Source organism: Kutzneria sp. CA-103260 (genome assembly GCF_018263855.1).
GTDB lineage: Bacteria > Actinomycetota > Actinomycetes > Mycobacteriales > Pseudonocardiaceae > Kutzneria.
On record NZ_CP073318.1, the window covers coordinates 2,873,579 to 2,892,994 of the forward strand.

Sequence of the window (19,416 nt, forward strand, 5' to 3'; positions counted from 1 at the left end):
TGTGGTAGACGGACAGCGTGGAAATCCGGCTGTTGGGGACAGTCGAGGCGCGCGACGGCGACGTGGTCGTGCCGCTCGGGCCGCGTCAGCAGCGGCTGGTGCTGGGGCTGCTGGCCTGGGAGGCCAACCGGCCGGTGTCCCTCGACCGGCTGATCGCCCACGTCTGGCCGGAGGACCCGCCGCGCTCGGCGGCGCACGCGATTCGGGTGGCGGTGTCCGGCCTGCGATCCCGGCTCAGCGGCGTGGTGCTCGAAGCGCAGGGGACCGGTTATCTGCTGCGCTGCGACCCGATGGCGATCGACGTGCACCGGTTCCTCGCGTTGGTGGCGCAGGCCCGGACGACGGCCGACGACCAGGACCGGCTTGCGGTGTTGGACGAGGCGCTGGGCCTGTGGCGGGGGCCGGTGCTGGCCGATGTCGCGCCGGACCAGACGTTCGGGGCCGGTGTGGAGGAAGCGCGGCTGGTCGCCGTCGAGGACCGGGCCGACGTGCTGCTGCGGCTGGGTCGGCACCGGGACGTCGTGGTCGAACTCCTCGGTCTCGTTGGCGTTCATCCGGCGCGGGAACGGCTGGTCGGGCCGTTGATGCTGGCGCTGTACCGGGGCGGCCGGGCGAGCCAGGCGCTGGAGGTGTTCCGGCGCACCCGGGCGTATCTGGCCGAGGAGCTGGGCATCGATCCCGGCGCGGAGTTGCGGCGGCTGGAGCTGGCGATCCTCCGCAACGACGCCGAGCTGGACCCGCCGGTCGTTGCGGAGCCGACGCTGATCGGCCGGCGGCCCGAGCTGGCCCAGCTCGCGGAGTGGCGGGCCAAGGCGGCGTCGGGCCGGGCCGTGGTGGTGTTGCTGGAGGGCGTCGCCGGTATCGGGAAGAGCACGTTGCTGGACGAGTTCGGCCGCGGCGGGCGGGTGTTGCGCGGTCAGGGCGTCGCCGAGGAGGGTGCGCCGGCGTATTGGCCGTGGCGGCAGGTTTTTCGGCAGTGGCTGGGTGAGACCGAACCGACCGTGGCAGCCGAGATGTTGGGCGACGCCGCCGACAAGATCGCCCGGATCGTGCCGGAGATCCGGCGGTTGGCCGGTGCGGAACGGTCCGCCGAGCCGACCGCCGAGGAGCGGTTCGCCCTGTTCGACGCCGTGACGGAGGTCGTCGGCAGGATCGCCGTCGGCGGCCTGGTGATCGTGATCGACGATCTGCACTGGGCGGATCCGGCTTCGCTGCGGCTGTTCAGCCACCTGGCCCGGGGTGCCGCCAGTGCTCCATTGTTGCTGGTGGGGGCGTTTCGCCCGTACGAGATGCGGCAGGTCGGGCGCGGTGACGACGTGCTGGCCGAAGTGACCCGGTTGGCCGGCGTGTGCCGGCTGGAGCTGGCCGGGTTGTCGGTGGACGAGGTGGCGCAGCAGCTCACCGTCGAGCTGGGACGGCCGTGTGAACTCGACGAGGCAGCGGCCGTAGCGAGGCGCACCGGCGGAAATCCGTTGTTCGTCAGGGAAATCGGGCGGTTGCGGCGGATCGATCTTGACGAGGTGCCGGCCGGCGCCCGGGATGCGATCCGCCAACACCTGCGCGCCCTGACGCCGTCTTGTCGATCGCTGCTCACCACGGCATCCGTGTTGTCGGTCGACATCGATCCCGTTGCCCTGGCGGCGGTTTCCGGCGTCGAGATCGAGGAAACCTTGACCGCACTGGACGAAGCCGTCGCCGCTTCGGTGGTGCTGCCCGGTTTCCGCTTCGCGCACGACCTTGTGCGCGAGAGCCTGATGCTAGATCTCGGTGAGGCCGACCGGGCCCGGATCCACCTGCACGCGGCGGAGTTCTTCGAGGGCCGGAAAGGTCATCCGGCCCAGATCGCCCGACACCGGCTCGCCGCCCTACCCCTGGGCGACCCGGCGCTGGCCGTGCGGGCGGCGGTCCGGGCCGCCGAGCAGGCGATGACCCACCTCGCCTACGAGGACGCGGCCCACCTCTACGACCAGGCCCTCACCGCCGGCGGGCGTCCCCACATGGATCTCCTGATCGGCAAGGCAACCGCGCAGTACCTGTGCAACGACGTCGAGCCGGCCCGTCGCACCTGCGAGGAAGCAGCGGATCTGGCCCGCCGCACCGGTGACGCCGAAGGCCTGGGCCGGGCGGCGCTGGTGATGCCGGAACAGGCCGATCCGCTGTGGCTGCCCACCATCCGGCCGTGGTGCGACCAGGCCCTGGCCGGCCTCCCGCCGGAAGACAGCCTGCTGCGAGCCAAACTCCTGGCTCTGCGCACGGTCATCGACACCATGGCCGGCGCCACGGACGACGCCGTGCGCACCGGGGAGGCCGCGGTGGCCATGGCCGAGCGGCTGGGGGATCCGGCCACGGTGATCGCCACCCTGCGGGCGCGCAGACACGCGAACTCCGGTCCTGATGGTGTGCACGTGCGGTTGGCGGTCGGGGATCGCACGGTGGCGCTGGCCGGCGAGCCGGCGGCGCTGTGGGGACACTTGTGGCGGTTCGACGCGCTCATGCAGCTTGGTCGCGTGCACGAGGCCGAGGTCGCGCTGGATCGGTTCGAGTCGGCGCGGATCGAGCTGCCGCTCGCCCAGTGGTACCTGGCGCTCGCCCGGGCCTCGGTCCTTCAGGGGCGCGGCCGGTTCGCCGACGCCTTCGCCTGCCTGGACCGGGCTTCCCAGCTGGCCGAGCGAGGCGACAACCCGCACGGGGTCGCTGCCACCGAGATCGTCCGGGCGTACTACCGGTCCGCCACCGGCGTCGGCGACTCCGTGCCGGAAATGCTTCTCCGTGGCTTCGCCTCCTCAGTCATGGCCCGCCTCACGCTGGCCACCCTCTTCGTGGCCTTCGAGGACCTGGACCGGGCCCGGGAGCACTACCAGACGTTGCCGCCGGTGGACCGGGCGGAGATCCAGGAGTGGTACCGCCTCACCGTCTACGGTCAGTACGCCCAGATCGCCGCCGCCCTCGGCGACCCTGACGGTGCTTCGGCGGCCTACGAGCGGCTGCTTCCGTACGCCGAACTCCACATGACCAACGGCGCGAATGTCGCCCTGACCGGTGGATCGGTGCACCACTACCTCGGACTGGCCGCGGCGGCCGCCGGACGGGTCGACACCGCCGTCGACCACTTCCGCTCCGCCGTCGCCGCGAACGCCGGCTCGGGCCTCCTGCCTCGGGTGGCCGAGTCCCGTCACCGCCTCGCCCTTGTCCTGCTGGACCGTGGGGAGCAGGCCGAGGCGTTGAGCAATGCCAAGGAAGCCAGGGCCATCGCCGTCCGGCTGGGCATGCCGCGCCTGCTGGCCCGGACTACTTGGCCTGCACCTGGCCAAGCTCCGGGAGTCGGCTGAGAGCGTCGGTGGCCTGCTGCCACGCGGGGTCGCCGGCGTGCAGGGCCGACCATAGGTAGGCCCAGGTCATGCGCTGGGTGACGGCCAATCGGTCGGGATCCTCGTCGTCGGACTCGGCCAGGCTGTAGCCCATGACGCCGCCGAGGTAGTGCTTCGCCCCGGGCAGGGTCAGCAGGGCGTCGGCGCCCGGGCTGAGGTGGTAGGGCTCGGCGTGCCAGGCAGCACCGCGGGTGGTGAAGAGCGGTTCGTCGTCCTCATCGCCGTAGACGACCAGGGCTCGGGTGGTCAGGTGCGAGAAGTCGGCGTCCAGGTCGGGGAACCGCTCGCGGGCGGTGTCGGTCATGCCCTCGGCGGTGCCGGTCGGGGCCAGCAGCACGCCGGCGCTGATCCGAGGGTCACGCAGGTCGAGGCCGTTGGTCCGCGCGCCGAGCAGGGCGCAGGCGGTGTTGGCTCCGGCGGAGTGGCCGACAATGGCGACCCGGGTGGCGTCAAACCGGCCAGCGAAGACCGGGGTCTCGATGGCGTCCAGGTTGTCGAGGATGAGCCGGAAGTCGTCGATCCGCGACCGCCAGAACACCGGGTAGCCGGGAGTGCTCGGGTCGAGGCCGAGCCCACTCAGATGGGTTGGCTGGATGACGGCGAAGCCACGGCTCGCGTAGAAGTCGACGAGGGGCGAGTAGCCGTCCTTCGACTTCAGATACGGCGAGCTGCCGCCGCCGTGGGACAGGATCACGATCGGCAGGGCGTCACCCGCCAGGGGCGCGGTGACCCGCAACTCCAGCGGGTAGGCGCGGCCGTCCGCTTTCAGGACGACGGGGTTGACCGCGACGGTCGGGACCGCGTCAGGAACGGGGATGCTGGTGGGCATGAGCCCACTGTGTCGTTGCTGGTCGGGGCTTAGCCAGGACCAACTCCGTCCTGGGTGACGGCGTGCCGGCGGAGGCATACTGTCGGACGTGATCGACCGGGCCGGGCTGGCCGAGTTCCTGCGCCGCCGACGTGAGGGCCTCTCGCCTTCGGAGGTGGGCCTGCCCGAGACAACGCGCCGCCGCACACCCGGCTTGCGGCGTGAAGAGGTGGCCGCCCTGGCTGGTGTGTCGAGCGACTTCTATGCACGCCTGGAGCAGGCCCGCGGCTCCGATCCGTCCGAATCCGTCGTGACCGCCCTCGCCCGGGCGCTGCGGTGCACCCCCGATGAGCGGGATCATATGTTCCGGCTCGCCGGCGTGCCGGTGCCGCCACGCCAGGTTGTCCGGCACGTCGAGCCGGGGCTTCGCGAACTCGCCGCGCACCTCGAAGACCTGCCGACGCTGATCTACAACGACCTCGGAGACGTCCTCTACACCAACGCGCTCGACGACGCCCTGGCCTGCCGGGAGGAGCTTCGGGACGGCAACGTCTACCGGACCTGGTTCACCTGCCGCGAATCCCGTGACCATGTGCCGGAGGCGGACCGGGCCCGGCTGTCGGCGGCCCACGTCAGCGACCTCCGTGCCACCTACTCGCGTCGTGCCGAGGACCAGCAGATCACCGCGCTGGTCACCGACCTCGCCGCCCACAGTGAGGAGTTCCGGACGCTGTGGGACCGGCACGACGTCGCCGTCCGACACGTCGACCTGAAGGACATCCAGCATCCGACGGTCGGACTGATCCGGCTGCGCTGCCAGGTGCTCGTGACACCCGAGGTCGATCTCCGACTGCGTGTCCTGCTGCCGCTGACGGCCGCCGACGCCGAGAAGCTGGCCCTGCTCCGGGTGATCGGCGCCCAGCGGTTCGCCGAAACCAGTTGAGTCTCCAGTGGCTGGAGAGTTTAGCGTCACCGACATGACGATCACGGTCCTGGACACCTACCCGGCCATGCGCGAGATCCTGCGGGCCCCGCAGGCGGACCGGGCGGAGCCGCTGCGCGCCATGCTGACGCCGGCGGCCGGCATGTACCGGTACTTCCCGGGCGAGGTCGACCTGGTGGCCATGCACCGGATGGGGTCGGGCTTCCCGCTCGACCGTGACGAGGACCGGTGCCTGGCCGCGCTGGAGACGTTGCACGAGGCCGACGCCTGGGGCCGGATCGGGCACGCGCTGGAGAACGCGGTAGCGGTGCAGGTCAAGGCGACGCCGGAGATCACCGTGCCGGACATCACCGTCCTGCTGGTACTCGGCGATCCCAGCGACGAGCACTTCATGCGGACGAGCCTCGGCGAGACCGCGAACGGCAGCGTCAGCGGCTACCTGTTCCTGAACCTGTGGCCGTACGCGGAGAACCTGGCTCGGCTGGAGGCGATGGCCGTGCACGAGCTCAACCACAACCTCCGCTACAGCCCCGGCAACGTGGTGTGGAACCCGGCCACGGTCACGGTGGGGGAGCATGTCGTGTCCGAGGGCCTGGCCGACGCGTTCGCCCGTCAGCTGTACGGGGACGAGCTCGGCTACGCCCGCATCGGCGTGCCACACCTGCGTGACGACCAGGTGTTCGCCAAGGTCCGCACCGGACTCGACGTGACCGGCATGCAGAACTTCACCGCCTGGGTGCTCGGCGACGCGCACGCCGTCCGCTACGGCGGGACCCCGGTGGGGTTGCCGACCGGCGCCGGGTACGCGGCCGGCAACCGCCTCGTCGACGCCTACCTGGCCGCCACCGGCCTGACCGCCGCCGAGGCGCTGTTGGTCGACAGCACGGAGGTCATCGCCGTCACCAGGGGATAGTGCCGTTGGCGTCGAAGTACTCGCCGGTCGGGCCGTCCGGGCCCAGCAGCGCCGCCTCGACGATCACCTTCGCGCCTTGCTCGACCGACTGGAAACCCTTGTGGTGGTTCAGGTCCGTCGCGGTGTAGCCCGGCTCCACCGAGTTGATCCGCATGCCCGGGAAGGCCTTCGCGAACTGCACCGTCACCATGTTGACCGCGACCTTCGACGTCGGGTAGGCCACGAGCAGGGTGTCGTGCTTGCTGATCCCGCTCAGCGAGGCCAGGCCGCTGCTCACGTTCACCACCACCGGAGCCTCCGACCGCTGCAGCAGCGGCAGGAAGGCGTGCAGCACCCGCACCGTGCCCACCACGTTCGTGTCCAGCGTGGTACGCATCATCTCCGCCGTCAGCTCCGCCGGGCCGGCCGTCACCCCCTTGGCCGTGATCTCCGCCTGGATGCCCGCGTTGTTCACCAGCACATCCAGACCTCCCGCCGCCGCAACGGCTTCCGCCGCTGCCGCCACCGAGGCGTCGTCGGTGACGTCCAGCTGCACCGCCGTCCCCCCGACCTCCTCCGCCGCCCTGCGCCCCCGCTCAACGTCCCGGCTGCCCAGCCACACCTTGTGCCCGGCCGCCACCAGCTGGCGGGCAGCCTCCAGGCCGAGCCCCTTGTTCGCACCGGTGATCAGGATGGTCGTCATGTCACGTGACCGTATCGGGTGGTCCGTGCTCCAGGTCAACTACGAGTGGCTGGCCTGGGCTCGGGCCTGATCAAGGCGTGGGCGAGCATGGCTGGGGCGACCCACCATCAAGATCACGATCTGTTACCGGAGCACCAGGTCACGCTGATACCACGTGCCTGACTTGCCGCCCACGTCGGCCGGGTCAGCCGGACCAACCGGGACGAACCCGGCCTTGGCCAGCACCCTCTGGGACGCGACATTCTCGCGGGAGGTGGCCGCCCGCAGCGTCCGCAGCCCGTGCCGCGCCGCCGCCAGCCCACACAGCTCGCGGACAGTCGCGGTCGCCACGCCGTGGCCGGCAACGTGCTGCGCGACCCGGTAGCCGAGTTCGGCGGTGCCGTCCTCGATGCGGTACAAGTTGAACCGGCCCACAACCGTGCCATCCTCGGCGACGAGCACGTAGAAGGCGGCGATGCCGGCCTCCTGCTCAGCCAGCAAGGCGCTGTGCCGGTCGGTGAACTGGTCGTAGTACTCGTCACCGCGGTCGGAGATCGTGGTAGCGAAGTAGGCGCGGTTCGCCAGCTCGAAGGCCAGGACCGCCGGAGCATGGTCAGCATGCAGCCGCTTCAGGTCAGGCACTGCCCAACCCTACCCAGATCGCGCACGCGGGCCACCCGAGTTTCCGCCACCGTTCGCACGATCCGTGGCCGGACACGCCACGCGCCAAGTCATCTGATGACTGACCGTCTGATACGGGCAAAACGGGCGCGGAGTGGCCTTGACATCGGATGTCTGGCTGCCTAGCGTGGTGGCGCCGCCGCGAGTGACCTTCCCGCGCTACCGAGTGAAAGGCGCTGGTCATGAGGCACTTACGGCTGGCTTTGGGCACGGCGGCGGCCGCGGCGGTGATCACCGCGAGCATGGCCGCGCCGGCGGTGGCGAGCCCGGACAACGCGCTGTACGCGGCCCCGGACGGGTGGGGCCGAACCTGCGTGAAGTACCTGCCGTGCGGACTGGACACGGCACTGGACCGCCTGCACAGCGGATCGGTCTTGTACCTCAGAGGTGGGGTGTACCGGCTGACCCAGACGGAAGAACTGACGCAGAGCGGCGTGTCGATCCGGGCCTACCCGGGGGAGACGCCGGTGCTCACGGGCGCGCGGCGGGTCAGTGGCTTCACGCTGTCCGATCCGAGCAAGAACATCTATGTGGCCCGGGTGCCCCGCGGCACGGACACCCGGCAGCTGTTCGTCGACGGTGTGCGGGCGGAGCGGGCGCGCACCGCGTTGAACTCGGCGACGTTCACGGCGACGGCGACCGGGTTCACCACGCCGGATCCCTCGTTCGCCAAGCTCACCAACGTCGGCGACGTGGAGGTGGTGCAGGAGAACAAGTGGAAGCACATGCGCTGCCCGCTGGCCGGCGTCACGGCCGACGGCACGGGATCGAACCTGGTGGTGCAGCCGACCTGCTGGCAGGACAACAACACCTCGGTGATCAACAGCCAGTTCCCGTTCAACGGCAACGGACTGCCCAAGCTGGACGGCGTGAGCTGGGTGGAGAACGCCTACCAGTTCCTGACCAAGCCGGGGCAGTGGTACCTGGACAAGGCCGCCGGCAAGCTCTACTACATTCCGTTGCCGGGCCAGAACCTCGGCCGGGCCGACGTCGAACTTCCGTTGCTGGACAAGCTGATCACGGCCAGCGGCACGCCGGGGCACATCACCCCGGTCGACGACACGGCGGGAACCTACCGTGGCGACTGGCAGAACTCGACGGGCCGGCAGCTCGGTGACTTTCAGGACGGCGTGCACGCCACGCAGGCCGCCGGCGCGTCGGTGAGCTACACGTTCACCGGCACCGGACTCGATGTCCTCGGCGAGACCAACACCGACGGGGGAGCGTTCACCGTCACGGTGGACGGAAAGCCCGACAAGGCAACGCATTCCGAACACGGCGACGTCCGACTGGCCCAGCAGGTTGTCTACTCGGTGCAGAACCTGCGGCCCGGCCGCCATACCGTCACGCTGACCAACGCCGGCGCCAACCTGCTCGTCGACGCGTTCGCCGTGACACCGGAAGCCGTGCGGCCCATCCACGACATCAGCATCTCCGGGATCACCTTCACCGGCACCACCTGGACGCTGCCGTCGCACGTCGGCTACATCGACAACCAGGCCGGCGTGCAGTGGGCGGCGCAGGCACCGCACAACCCACTCCGGCCGCCGGCCGCGCTGGAATTCCACCGGGCCGAGGACATCGCCGTCACCGGCGACACGTTCACGCACCTCGGCGGCGTCGGCGTGGCCTTCGCCGACGGCACGCAGGACTCGTCCATCACGCGCAACACCATCACCGACACCAGCGCCGGGGGAGTGGCGGTCGGCGAGGTCGACGACTACTACCTGACCGATCCGGCGCGGATGACCCTGAACACCACCATTGCCGACAACACCATCACCTCGGTCGGGCAGGACTACCACGACGCCGTCGGCGTCTGGGTCGGCCACGGCCGGCGAACGGTCATAGACCACAACGAGATCGCCCACACCCCGTACTCCGGCATCTCGCTGGGCTGGGGGTGGGGTTGGGCCTCACCCTGCGAGCTCCAGGCCAAGCAGGGGCTGGCGGTGTGCCGGCGCGGCACCATCTACTCCGGCGACAACCACATCACCGGCAACAACATCCATGACGTGATGCGCACCCTGCTCGACGGCGGCCCGATCTACACCCTCGGCGGCCAGGACCAGCGGGCCGAAAGCACAGTGGTCGGCAACTGGGTGCACGACGCCCCGAACAACAACAACATGCTCTACCACGACGAGGGCAGCTCCTACTGGGACACCCACGACAACGTGGTGAGCAACCAGACCGGGCGCTGGGTCGGCATGTGGACGCCGACCATCCACGACATCGCCATCCACGACAACTTCACCGACAACACCGTGGTGAAAAACCTCGGCACCAACGTGGTCATCACCAACACCACGGTCGTGACCGGCGGCAACTGGCCGCCGGCGGCGCAGGCCATCATGGCCGCGTCCGGGCCGCGACACTAAGGCCGCATCTCGTCGACCAGCCGCATGTGAGTGACTTATATGACTTTTCAGGGTCATATAAGCCACTCACATGCATCGGCTCAGTGGTAGGCCACCACCAAAGCCTGGTTCGTGGACTGGGTCGGCGTTGTCACGGTGACGGTGCGGGTGGTGGCGTTCCACGTCCACGATGTAACGGTCTTGCCGTTAACTGTGACGGTGGTGGGGGCCGACGCGTTGGTGAAGGCGACGGTCCACTGCCGCTGGGTGACCTGGCCGGCGAAGCTCCCGGTGGCGGGGCCGATCGTCAGCTGGTGACTGGCGTCGGTGTACCGGAGCGGGGTGGAAGTGCTCTGCCCGAGGTCGGTGGTGGTGCCGTTGTCCTCGTACAGGGCGGTCTGGCCGTTGGCGCCGCCGGCGACGGTCACCGTGGCCTTGGTCAGCGCGTTCTGCACGTCGTTGGTGACGTTGCCGGTGCGGGTGGTCATGATGCCGCCGGAACGCAGGAACACCGGCATGGTGCCGAGATCCGTGGTCACGTCCTGGGTGGTGCCGCCGGCGTAGGTCTTGCCGGTGAAGTAGTCGGTCCAGCTGTTGCCGGGCGGGAACCACACCGACGTGGTGGCGCTGCTGCCCGGCGTTGTCGCCGGGGCCACCAGGACATCGGGCCCGTACAGGTACTCGGAGCCGTCCTGGGCGTAGGCGTCCTGCGAGTCCGGGTACTGGAGGTAGAGCGGCCGCACCACCGGAATGCCGGTGGCGTTGGCCTGCCGCGCCAGCGTGTACGTGTACGGCACGAGGTTTTCCCGCAGGTTCAGGAACTTCTCGGCGGAGTTCTTGGCGTCGGTGCCGTACTGCCAGGGCAGGCGGTCGCTGTGGTTGCCGTGCAGGCGGTCGATCGGCTGGAAGGTGCCGAGCTGCACCCACCGGGCGTAGAGGTCGTCGGCGTCCTTGGTGCTGCCGGGTTCCGCCCCGGTGGCCTGGGTGCCGTCGTTGTTGAAGCCGCCGATGTCGTGGCTGACCGCCGACAGGCCGGTCGAGGCCGATTCCCCTGGCGTGTAGCCGACTTCCCACTTGAGCACGTTCCAGTTGGACGTGGTGTCACCGGTGAAGTGCACGGTGGTGCGCTTGTCGGCCCAGGGGCCGGTCGGCAGCCCGGCCTGCCCGCTGTAGCCGCCGGCCTGGAGCGAGCCGTACGCCCGCGAGAAGGCGAAGCCGCGGCCGATCGTCTTGTTGCTGTCGGTGGCGTACTGCTGGTTGATCCAGGCGTCCGGGGTGACGCCCGCCAGCGACGAGAAGGAGTTGTCGCAGCACCAGTCCAGCCACCAGAAGTCCGCGCCCTGCTGCTCCATCTGCTGGTGCAGGTCCATGTAGGCCTTGAGCTGGTCGGGCTGGCCCCAGTCGAACACGTAGTTGTCGCCGGACTTGGCCAGCCCGTTGTGCGCGGTGGCCTCGGCCTGCGCGAACTGAGTGTCGTTGGGCACGATGCTGGAGTGGATGTTCAGGGTGTTGTGCAGGCCCTGGGCCGCCGACCAGTCGAAGAACGCCTTGGGGTCGGGGAACTTCGCCGGGTCGATCTCCCAGCCGTCCCATGTGGACGGTGACTTGAAGTCGGTGTCGGTGACCAGGACGTCCAGTGGCACGCCGTCGGCGCGGAACTTGGGCAGGATGGTGTTCTCGTACTGGGCGGCGGTCCGGTCGTAGTACTCGGAGTACCAGACGCCGTAGGCCCAGCGGGGAAGGAGCTCCGAGGAACCGGTCAGGGTGCCCAGATCGGACAGTGCGCGCTGGTAGTCGTGGCCATAGCCGAAGACGTAGCCGTCCTGGTAGGGCAGGCCGTTGTGGCTGGGGCGCGTCGAGGTGGATCCGTTGGTGTACAGGGTGGAAGTGGTGTCGTCGAGCAGGCTCCAGCCGTCCTGGTAGAGCAGGCCGGGCGTGGTGACCGTGTTGGCGCTCACGCCGTCGAGGCCACGGCGGTAGCCGCCCAGCGGCGCATGCGGGGCCAGCAGCGGCGATCCCGTGGCGGTGACCGCGACCGTGTCGATGTTGAGCTGGCAGCTCGCGGCGTCCGGGCAGGCGATGGTCACGTCGTTGGCGCCGGCGTTGAGCGTCACCGGAGTCGAGATGGTGCGCCAGGCATCCCAGCCGCTGGTCGTCGGCAACGACACCGAGTTGCCCTGCACGGTCACGGGTCGCGCTGCCGATTGGGCGTTGGAGTAGCGCAGCTGCAACGCATACGTGCCGGCTGAGGGAACCCCGGTGACGTGGATCTTGTCGCTCGCGCCGGTGCCCAGGCCGGCGACGAAGCCCGCGCCGGAGTAGTCGTTGTGGTCGGTCGCCGTGGCGGCCCCGCCGGCGAGCGTGCCGGCCTCGGCCTCACACACGCCGCCGTAGGCGCAGTTGCTGGCCACCGGCGGGGGAGGAGCCGGGTAGCCCGCGCCAGGCGTCACGAGTGCCAGGCTGTCGATGTTGACGTTGCCGGAGTCGTTGGGGCCGCGGGCAATCGTCACGTTGTGCGTGCCGGCCGTGAGCGTGAACGTCGTCGACACCACTGCCCACGTGTTCCAGTCAGCGGTGGTGGGCATGGTCAGCGTGTGCGCCACGCCGTCGGCCGAGGCGGTCAGGGTGCGGGTGGTGGTCTGCCCGTCGCCGCCGGTCGCGTTGGCATAGCGGGCGTCCAGCTGATACGTGCCGTCCGACGGCACCGTGACCTGGAACGACAGCGAATTGCCGCTGCCCTGGAAGCCAGCCGCGAAGCCCTGGCCCGTGTAGCCGGTGTGGTCGTTGGCCACCGCGATGCCGTTCAGCGTCAGGTTCTCGGCCTCGCACAGCACGCCGGGGGAGCAGGACGGCACCACCCACGGCTCGGCCGTCACGCTCTGTGCGCCGGCCTTGAGCTGCACCTGGAGGTTGTCGGCGTTGAACGCCCCCGAGCCAGTCTTGTACCGCAGGGTCAGCGCGCCAGTGTCGATGCTCAGCCAGCCGTTCGCCGTGCTGGTGGTGAACTGCGTGGTGGGGAAGCGGTCCCGCCCGATTGCGTTGAACGTCCCCGCGTCCACGAACTTCGCGTCACCGGCGTACTCCGTGCGGACCAACGTGGGCGAGAGCACCTCGAATCTGGCGTTGCCGGAGGTCACGGCGTGCGGCCGGGGATGGGTGGGAGCAGCTATCGCCGGTGCTGTCGCCGCTGCCAGCAACAGGACGGTGGCGAGGGCTGTTCGGTGAGCAGAGCTCATGGGTCACTCCTCGGCGGCAGGGGATCGAGGTGACGCTGAATCGGTTCTATTACCTGAACACCACTGAACACAACGTTGTAAAGCGGTCTGTCCTGGACTGTCATCGGGTTGACGTGGGGGAAACGTCAGGGAAGTCCCCGGCACGCCGGGTCCGGGCGTACGACTCGGCCGGTGCGGTGCTGCACGAAGGCCCGCCTCTCGTTGGTGATTAAAGCACTATAGCTTCAGTGACGACTGAATACAGCCTTGAGACCTGTCCGGACGACACAAACAGGCCCTGACAGGGGGACAGGCCGGTGGTCCCGAGGATCGGGACGCTCGCCCGCGCAGTGATAGGAATGGCTGGTGAGCGAGCACCAGAACACGGACGATGGGTTGCGGCTGGCCGAGCGGGAAGCGGTGGAGCTGGCCAGTGAGCTGATCCAGATCGACACCACCAACACCGGCGACCCCGCGACGTTGGTGGGGGAGCGGGCGGCCGCCGAGTACGTGGCGGAGAAGCTGGCCGAGGTGGGCTACGAGACGACGTACGTGGAGTCGGGGGACCAGGGCCCGGGCCGCGGCAACGTCGTGGTGCGGCTGGCGGGGGAGGACCCGAGCCGGGGGGCGCTGCTGGTGCACGGGCACCTGGACGCGGTGCCGGCGGACGCCTCGGAGTGGTCGGTGCACCCGTTCTCGGGCGCGGTGCAGGACGGCTACGTGTGGGGCCGCGGCGCGGTGGACATGAAGGACATGGTGGCGATGAGCCTGGCGGTGGCCCGCCGGCTCAAGCGGGACGGCATCACGCCGAAGCGGGACATCGTGTTCGCCTTCCTGGCCGACGAGGAGGCGGGCGGCCAGCAGGGGGCGAGCTGGCTGGTGGACAACCGGCCGGAGCTGTTCGAGGGCTGCACGGAGGCGATCAGCGAGGTCGGCGGCTACTCGATCACGCTCAAGGACGGCGTGCGGGCCTATCTGGTGGAGACGGCCGAGAAGGGCATCGCCTGGCTGAAGCTGCGGGTCCGCGGCCGCGCCGGCCACGGGTCGATGACCAATGAGGACAACGCGGTCACCAAGCTGGCGGAGGCGGTGGCGAAGCTGGGCCGGCACCGGTTCCCGGTGGTGTTGACCGACTCGGTGCGGGAGTTCCTGGCCGGCGTCACCGAGCTGACCGGCCTGGAGTTCCCCGAGGACGACCTGGACGGCGCGATCGCCAAGCTGGGCGGCATCTCCCGGCTGGTCGGGGCGACCCTGCGGGACACGGCCAACCCGACGATGCTCAACGCCGGCTACAAGGCCAACGTGATCCCGTCGGTGGCCGAGGCCAACGTGGACTGCCGGATCCTGCCCGGCCGCGAGGAGGCGTTCGACCGGGAGCTGGCCGAGATCCTGGGCCCGGAGGTGGAGCGGGAGTGGCTGAGCCTGCCCCCGGTGGAGACGACCTTCGACGGCGCCCTGGTCGACCAGATGCACCGCTCCATCCTGGCCGAGGACCCGGCGGCGAAGCTGCTGCCGTACATGCTGTCGGGCGGCACCGATGCGAAGTCGTTCCAGCGGCTGGGTATCCGCAACTTCGGCTTCGCGCCGCTGAAGCTGCCGGCCGACCTGGACTTCACGGCGCTGTTCCACGGCGTGGACGAGCGGGTTCCGGTGGAGGCCCTGGAGTTCGGGACCAGGGTCCTGGACCGCTTCATCCAAGAGGCATAATATCACTATAGCTTCAGTGACGACTAAAAACAACATTGCAAGCAGTGGTCCGGCATCACCACCACCAAAACAACGCCAGGAGGAACAGGAGTTGCAGGACGTCGACCCGCCGCTGGGTACGAGGTACCAGACCCCGGACGGAGCGATGCTGCTGCACCGCAGCGGAACCGGCGGCCCGGCCGTCGTGTTCCTGGCCGGCGGCGGCATGTTCGGCCTCTACTACTGGAACGCGCACAACCTGGTCGCGGAGTTCACCACGAGCGTGGTCTACGACCGGCTGGGCACGGGGTGGAGCGACGAGGCGGACCTGCCGCGCAGCGGCACCCAGGTCACCGACGACCTGCGCGAGGTGCTGCGGGCCGCCGGGGTGCCCGGTCCGTACCTGTTGGTCGGGCACTCGCTCGGCGGCCTGTACGCGCGGCTCTACGCCAAGCGGTTCCCGGCCGAGGTCGCGGGTCTGGTCCTGATCGACCCGACGCACGAGGACATCGTCGACCGCCTGCCGGAGGACAGCGCGCGGTGGCTGCGGAGCACCAGCACCGACGACCTGTTCCCGGCCGAGCAGTTGGACGCCATGCGGGCCGCGTACCGGACGACGTTCGGCCGGGCGCTGGCCGACTGGCCCGCGGAGATCCGTGAACCGCTGCTGGACCAGGGGTTCAGTCCCGACGTCTACCGGCGGTCCATGCGGGAGTCCCTGAACCTGCCGAGGGTGTTCGGCGAGGTCCGTGCGGCCGGGCCGGAGCCGGACGTGCCGACGATCTTCGTGTCCGCCATGGGGGCCGACAGGTTCGCCGAGGAGCTGTTGCCGCCGGAGGCCCGTGCGTCGCTGGCCGAGTCGAACCGGATCAAGCACCAGCTGTACACCGATCTGGCGGCGGCCCAGCCTGAAACCACAACCCAGCCTAGAACCACAACCCAGCCCCGGGCCGAGGTTCGCCGGGTGGACGACGCCGGGCATTCGGGCATCGTCTGGCTGCGGCCGGACGCCGTGGTGCAAGCGATCCGTGACGCTCAGGGCTAGGACCAGATCCGGTCCAGGTCCTCGGCGTACAGCTCGATGGCCGGCCGGTAGCGCTGGATCTCGGGGTCGGTGGTGGTCTCGGCCAGCAGGGTGAGCAGGCCGGCCACCGCCTGCTTGGCGTCGCCGGTGTTGTACCGGGCCATGGCCAGGAACACGGCCAGGGCCCGGTCCTCCGGGAACTCCCGGACACCGCGGGACAGCACGTCGACGGCTTCGGCGTAGCGGCCGAGGGTCCGGTAGGTGCTGCCCAGCCCGAGCAGGGCGCCGCGGCGCTCGACGGCGGACAGGCCGTCGCCGTCGAGCGCGCGGACGTAGTGCGGAACGGCGTCGCCTTCCAGGCCGAGGCGGTCGTGCACCCAGGCGGTCTGGTATGCGACCCGGGCGTCGTCGGGGGCGGCCGACGACAGCCGGAGCAGCAGGTCGCGGGCTTCGTCGAAAGCCCCGCTTTCGCGTAGGGACACCGCCCGCGCGAGTTCGGCATCGATCACACGGTGACCTTCTCACGCCGGCGCATCAGCAGGGCCCGCTCGACGGCGGTCCAGGTGGTGGTCGTCAGCAGGTAGAGCCCGGCGGCCAGCGGCACGAACATCGCGAACACGACGCTGGCGTACGGCAGCACGCGCAGGAACTTCGGCCCGGTGGCCATGCGCAGGGCCGACCAGGTGGCGACAGCGGCCATCGCCGCGAACAGGCACACGGCGGCGATGCTGGGCGACGTGAGGAACACGGTGCTCAGGGGCGTGCCGAGCAGGGTGTGGGTGAGCAGCAGGTTGGGGTGGCCGCCGACGGTGGGCGACAGGAACAGCCGGTACATCACGGAGAAGATGGGCAGCTGGATGAGCATGGGCAGGCAGCCGGCGAACATGCCTTTGCCCTCGCCGCCGTAGAAGGCGGCCAGTTCCTGGTTGAGCCGTTCCTGGTTGCCCTTGTGCTTGTCCTGGATCTCCTTGAGTTTGGGCATGATCTCGGCCCGGGTCTGCTCGCCGCGGACCTGGATGCGGACGAGGGGGTGCAGGCAGAGGCGGACGGCCATCACGAAGACGACGATGGCGCCGGCGGTTCCGGTGAGCGGGGCGAGCCAGGAGACCAGGAGGTAGGCGGCGTTGATGAACGGATCGAAGATGGACAGCATGGAAGAGCCCTTCAGCCAAGGGTGAGGTGTGGGTGCCTGAGGTGGGTCAGGCGGCTGAAGGTGCTCGGGATCGGGTGTGTCCGGCCGCGTCGGGATCGAGTTGGCGCAGCACGCGGCGGCTGCGGGCGTGCTCACGGGTGGCCAGGGCGACGGTGGCGCGGCGGAGCGCGTGGTCGGCGTGGCGGGTGGAGCACAGGTGGATGGCCAGGGCGGCGACGAGGACGCCGGCCAGCAGGCAGAGCCCGATCAGGTTGGGGCTGGTCAGGCCGGGGCCGGCGGTCATGAGCGTGGTGAACGTCGTGACGAGGTCGTGCAGGTGTTCACCCCCTGTTCGGCCGAGCTTCCTGGCCAAAGCGTACGTCATCGGTCGCAGGTGTCCTGATGACGTGCCAGGATTTCCGAATGGATGAGGTCTTCCCGCTGGAAGACGGGGTCGGGCTGAACGTGGTTCGGTCTGGTGCTCCGGACGCACCGGTGACCGTGGTGCTGGCGCACGGTTACGCGTTGGATCATCGCAGCTGGTTCCGGGTGGTCCCGGAGTTGGCGCACGACGAGTTGCAGGACGAGTTGCAGGTGGTGGCCTATGACCATCGTGGGCATGGGCAGTCGGGGCCGGCGACGCCGGAGACCGCGACGATCGAGCAGCTGGGTGACGACCTGGCCGAGCTGATCGAGCGGGGTGTCGACTCGGAGCGGGTGGTCGTGGTGGGCCATTCGATGGGTGGCATGGCGGCGATGGCGTTGGTGGAGCGGCATCCGCGGCTGTTCGCGCAGCGGGTGTCGGGTTTGGCGTTCCTGTCGACGGCGGTGGGTCGGCGGGGTGAGTCGTCGCTGGCGTGGCCGCAGGCGGTGGGCAAGCTGGTGGAGGAGTTGGAGAAGGTGTTCGGCCCGGTGGTTCGGCACATCCGGGGTCGGATCGAGCCGGCGAAGGCCGCGGGCCTGAAGTGGTGGCTGTTCGGGGATGATCCGAACGAGGAGGACGCCGCGTTGACGGCGGAGATGGTGGCGGAGCACTGGCCGGCGACTGTTGCCTTGTTCCGTCCGGCCTTCGACCGGTATGACCGGGAGGCGGCGTTGACGGTGGCGGCGCGGGGGCCGGTGGTGGCCGCGGTGGGTGAGCGGGACCGGTTGTGTCCGTCCTCGAACGCGCAGGCGTTGGTGAAGGCGGTGGGCGCCGGGGACGCGGTTGTGCTGCCGGGCGCTGGGCACATGGTGCCGTTGGAGCGTCCCGCCGAGGTGGCTCGGTTGGTCCGTGGCCTCGTTGTCCAGCAGTGACTGTGTCCAGCAGTGACTGTGTCAGGTGATGGGGCCGGGGGCGAGGGTGGCGGCGGCGCGGGTGATGGCACTGCGCTTGCGGCGGAGCCAGACCTTGCGGGTGCCGTCGCCGTAGAGCAGGACTCGGGACAGTTCCCAGCCGGCGAACTCGGCGTGGATGGCGAGTTGGGTGGCGGCGGTGCGGCGGGAGACGCCGGGCGGCAGGCGCAGGCCGCGGTACTCCCAGTCGCCGTCGACCACCTCGTCGGTGGCGGTCGTCATGGAGTGATCACCTGTATTCCTCCTCCTTGGGCGGACGCGACGTAGACGTGTCCGGTGGTCGGGTCGACCGCCACGGAGTTGGGTTGGCGGACGGTGGGCAGGCGGTGTTTCTCGACGGGTTCGCCGCCGGCGACGTCGTAGGCGACGACCTGGTTGGTGGCGGTGAGGGTGACCCAGGCGAGGTGGCGGGTGGGGTCGTAGGCGATGCCGTAGGGGGTGCCGGCGGCGGGGTAGCGCTGGAGTTCGACGAGGGTGTCGGGTTTGAAGATGAGGAGTTCGCCGCCGCGGCTGTCGGTGACGATGACTCGGCCGTAGTTGTCGGTGACGGCGTTGGTGGCGCCGTCACCGGCGCGCAGGCCGGCGCCAAGGGTGCCGGCGGTGGGGTTCAGGTCGAAGACGGCGGTGCGGAGGCGGTCGAGGACGACGGCCTTGTCGCCGACGGGGAGGGCTTGGTCGGCGCTGGCGAGGCCGGTGATGGTGTGGTCGGTTTTGTCGCCGTTGAGCACGGCGACGGATTTCGTGTCGTGGAGGGCGACGAGGGTCTGGTTGCCCTTGGCGTTGGCGGCGACGGGTCCGCCGGGGAGTGTGATCTTGTCCACGGCGCCGGTGGGGAGGGTGACGCGCAGGAGGGCGTTGGCTGTCTGGACGGGGGCCAGGACGGTGTCGCCGGTGGTGCTGAGGTTGGTGACCCGGCCGGGCAGAGCCACCGTCTTGGGCGGGGCGTCGATGCTGGTCAGGTCGTAGAGGAGCAGTGCCGCGGGGTTGTCGACGGCGACGGCCGCGGTGTGTTGGGCGGGGTCGACGGCGATGGCCGTGGCGTTCTGGCTCAGCGGCACGACGGTGCCGCTGGGGGCGGTGCTGGGGGCCGGCGAGTTGGCCGGTGTCGCGGCGGTGACGGTGTCCGCGACTTGCAGGTCGTCCCCGCTGTTGGTGCCGGAGGAACAGCCCGTGACCAGGGCGGATCCGGCGATGAGGACGACGGCGAGCCGGCGCAAGTGGGCCTCCTCGTGGTGCTGTGCTGGTTCCAGCATCCCCGACCGGCGCTTCGTGGTCACGTGGGGGTCACTT

General features: G+C 69.9%; 16 protein-coding genes. 7 read left to right on the forward strand and 9 right to left on the reverse strand.

The features are described 5' to 3' along the window. The first annotated feature begins 17 nt into the window (after window positions 1–17). Window positions 18–3,329: a BTAD domain-containing putative transcriptional regulator gene (locus JJ691_RS12270; protein ID WP_211768900.1), complete on the forward strand. Its 3,312-nt coding sequence runs from the start codon at window positions 18–20 to the stop codon at window positions 3,327–3,329. Here JJ691_RS12270 and JJ691_RS12275 read toward each other — a convergent pair. Then, window positions 3,289–4,197 carry an alpha/beta hydrolase family protein gene (locus tag JJ691_RS12275; RefSeq protein ID WP_211768901.1) on the reverse strand — a complete coding sequence of 303 codons (909 nt, stop codon included), beginning with the start codon at window positions 4,195–4,197 and terminating at the stop codon, window positions 3,289–3,291. The two genes, JJ691_RS12270 and JJ691_RS12275, sit on opposite strands and share 41 nt — an antisense overlap. An 88-nt stretch (window positions 4,198–4,285) precedes the next feature. On the opposite strand from JJ691_RS12275, the gene JJ691_RS12280 reads away from it, so the two are divergent. Both JJ691_RS12280 and JJ691_RS12285 read left to right on the forward strand, forming a co-directional pair. Then, window positions 4,286–5,119, forward strand: a complete 834-nt coding sequence (locus JJ691_RS12280; protein WP_211768902.1) for a helix-turn-helix transcriptional regulator — start codon at window positions 4,286–4,288, stop codon at window positions 5,117–5,119. 34 nt (window positions 5,120–5,153) lie between these two features. Beyond that, the gene (locus JJ691_RS12285; RefSeq protein ID WP_211768903.1) at window positions 5,154–6,032 is read left to right on the forward strand and encodes a DUF2268 domain-containing protein; all 879 of its coding nucleotides are present in this window, start codon (window positions 5,154–5,156) and stop codon (window positions 6,030–6,032) included. Here JJ691_RS12285 and JJ691_RS12290 read toward each other — a convergent pair. Beyond that, a complete protein-coding gene (locus tag JJ691_RS12290) occupies window positions 6,019–6,714 on the reverse strand; it encodes an SDR family NAD(P)-dependent oxidoreductase (RefSeq protein WP_211768904.1) in 696 nt (231 codons plus the stop codon). The two genes, JJ691_RS12285 and JJ691_RS12290, sit on opposite strands and share 14 nt — an antisense overlap. A gap of 123 nt (window positions 6,715–6,837) precedes the next feature. Next, window positions 6,838–7,335: a GNAT family N-acetyltransferase gene (locus JJ691_RS12295; RefSeq protein ID WP_211768905.1), complete on the reverse strand. Its 498-nt coding sequence runs from the start codon at window positions 7,333–7,335 to the stop codon at window positions 6,838–6,840. 221 nt (window positions 7,336–7,556) lie between these two features. On the opposite strand from JJ691_RS12295, the gene JJ691_RS12300 reads away from it, so the two are divergent. Beyond that, window positions 7,557–9,755 carry a right-handed parallel beta-helix repeat-containing protein gene (locus JJ691_RS12300; RefSeq protein WP_211768906.1) on the forward strand — a complete coding sequence of 733 codons (2,199 nt, stop codon included), beginning with the start codon at window positions 7,557–7,559 and terminating at the stop codon, window positions 9,753–9,755. A gap of 80 nt (window positions 9,756–9,835) precedes the next feature. On the opposite strand, the gene JJ691_RS12305 is transcribed toward JJ691_RS12300, so the two are convergent. Then, complete coding sequence (locus JJ691_RS12305) at window positions 9,836–12,970, reverse strand: TIM-barrel domain-containing protein (protein WP_211768907.1); 3,135 nt, start codon at window positions 12,968–12,970, stop codon at window positions 9,836–9,838. A gap of 345 nt (window positions 12,971–13,315) precedes the next feature. Between JJ691_RS12305 and JJ691_RS12310 the strand changes: the two genes are divergently transcribed. Both JJ691_RS12310 and JJ691_RS12315 read left to right on the forward strand, forming a co-directional pair. Then, on the forward strand, window positions 13,316–14,656 hold the full coding sequence (locus JJ691_RS12310) for a M20/M25/M40 family metallo-hydrolase (RefSeq protein ID WP_249227860.1): 1,341 nt from the start codon (window positions 13,316–13,318) through the stop codon (window positions 14,654–14,656). A gap of 145 nt (window positions 14,657–14,801) precedes the next feature. Next, complete coding sequence (locus tag JJ691_RS12315) at window positions 14,802–15,680, forward strand: alpha/beta fold hydrolase (RefSeq protein ID WP_211768908.1); 879 nt, start codon at window positions 14,802–14,804, stop codon at window positions 15,678–15,680. Here the strand turns inward: JJ691_RS12315 and JJ691_RS12320 are convergent. Genes JJ691_RS12320 through JJ691_RS12330 form a run of 3 tightly spaced genes read right to left on the reverse strand, consistent with a single transcriptional unit; the run spans window position 15,677 to window position 17,176 of the window. Beyond that, entirely contained in the window at window positions 15,677–16,168 is a 492-nt protein-coding gene (locus JJ691_RS12320) for a tetratricopeptide repeat protein (RefSeq protein ID WP_249227861.1), read from the reverse strand. The genes JJ691_RS12315 and JJ691_RS12320 overlap by 4 nt on opposite strands. Further along, a complete protein-coding gene (locus tag JJ691_RS12325) occupies window positions 16,165–16,812 on the reverse strand; it encodes a YidC/Oxa1 family membrane protein insertase (RefSeq protein WP_211768909.1) in 648 nt (215 codons plus the stop codon). Before JJ691_RS12325 ends, JJ691_RS12320 begins: the two co-directional genes overlap by 4 nt. A gap of 46 nt (window positions 16,813–16,858) precedes the next feature. Further along, entirely contained in the window at window positions 16,859–17,176 is a 318-nt protein-coding gene (locus JJ691_RS12330) for a DUF6412 domain-containing protein (protein ID WP_211768910.1), read from the reverse strand. A 38-nt stretch (window positions 17,177–17,214) separates the two neighbouring features. On the opposite strand from JJ691_RS12330, the gene JJ691_RS12335 reads away from it, so the two are divergent. Further along, window positions 17,215–18,087 carry an alpha/beta fold hydrolase gene (locus tag JJ691_RS12335; RefSeq protein ID WP_211768911.1) on the forward strand — a complete coding sequence of 291 codons (873 nt, stop codon included), beginning with the start codon at window positions 17,215–17,217 and terminating at the stop codon, window positions 18,085–18,087. A gap of 21 nt (window positions 18,088–18,108) precedes the next feature. On the opposite strand, the gene JJ691_RS12340 is transcribed toward JJ691_RS12335, so the two are convergent. Together JJ691_RS12340 and JJ691_RS12345 are read right to left on the reverse strand one after the other, a co-directional pair. Next, window positions 18,109–18,348: a DUF5703 family protein gene (locus JJ691_RS12340; protein WP_211768912.1), complete on the reverse strand. Its 240-nt coding sequence runs from the start codon at window positions 18,346–18,348 to the stop codon at window positions 18,109–18,111. Beyond that, on the reverse strand, window positions 18,345–19,403 hold the full coding sequence (locus tag JJ691_RS12345) for a YncE family protein (RefSeq protein ID WP_249227862.1): 1,059 nt from the start codon (window positions 19,401–19,403) through the stop codon (window positions 18,345–18,347). Before JJ691_RS12345 ends, JJ691_RS12340 begins: the two co-directional genes overlap by 4 nt. Between the last annotated feature and the right edge of the window lie 13 nt (window positions 19,404–19,416).

Bases quoted from the DNA above. Each gene is read 5' to 3' on its own strand.
- JJ691_RS12335 (WP_211768911.1), top strand. From the start codon at position 17,215: ATGGATGAGGTCTTCCCGCTGGAAGACGGGGTCGGGCTGAACGTGGTT.
- JJ691_RS12275 (WP_211768901.1), bottom strand. From the start codon at position 4,197: ATGCCCACCAGCATCCCCGTTCCTGACGCGGTCCCGACCGTCGCGGTC.
- JJ691_RS12330 (WP_211768910.1), bottom strand. From the start codon at position 17,176: ATGACGTACGCTTTGGCCAGGAAGCTCGGCCGAACAGGGGGTGAACAC.
- JJ691_RS12305 (WP_211768907.1), bottom strand. From the start codon at position 12,970: ATGAGCTCTGCTCACCGAACAGCCCTCGCCACCGTCCTGTTGCTGGCA.
- JJ691_RS12340 (WP_211768912.1), bottom strand. From the start codon at position 18,348: ATGACGACCGCCACCGACGAGGTGGTCGACGGCGACTGGGAGTACCGC.
- JJ691_RS12325 (WP_211768909.1), bottom strand. From the start codon at position 16,812: ATGCTGTCCATCTTCGATCCGTTCATCAACGCCGCCTACCTCCTGGTC.
- JJ691_RS12285 (WP_211768903.1), top strand. From the start codon at position 5,154: ATGACGATCACGGTCCTGGACACCTACCCGGCCATGCGCGAGATCCTG.
- JJ691_RS12315 (WP_211768908.1), top strand. From the start codon at position 14,802: ATGCTGCTGCACCGCAGCGGAACCGGCGGCCCGGCCGTCGTGTTCCTG.
- JJ691_RS12300 (WP_211768906.1), top strand. From the start codon at position 7,557: ATGAGGCACTTACGGCTGGCTTTGGGCACGGCGGCGGCCGCGGCGGTG.
- JJ691_RS12290 (WP_211768904.1), bottom strand. From the start codon at position 6,714: ATGACGACCATCCTGATCACCGGTGCGAACAAGGGGCTCGGCCTGGAG.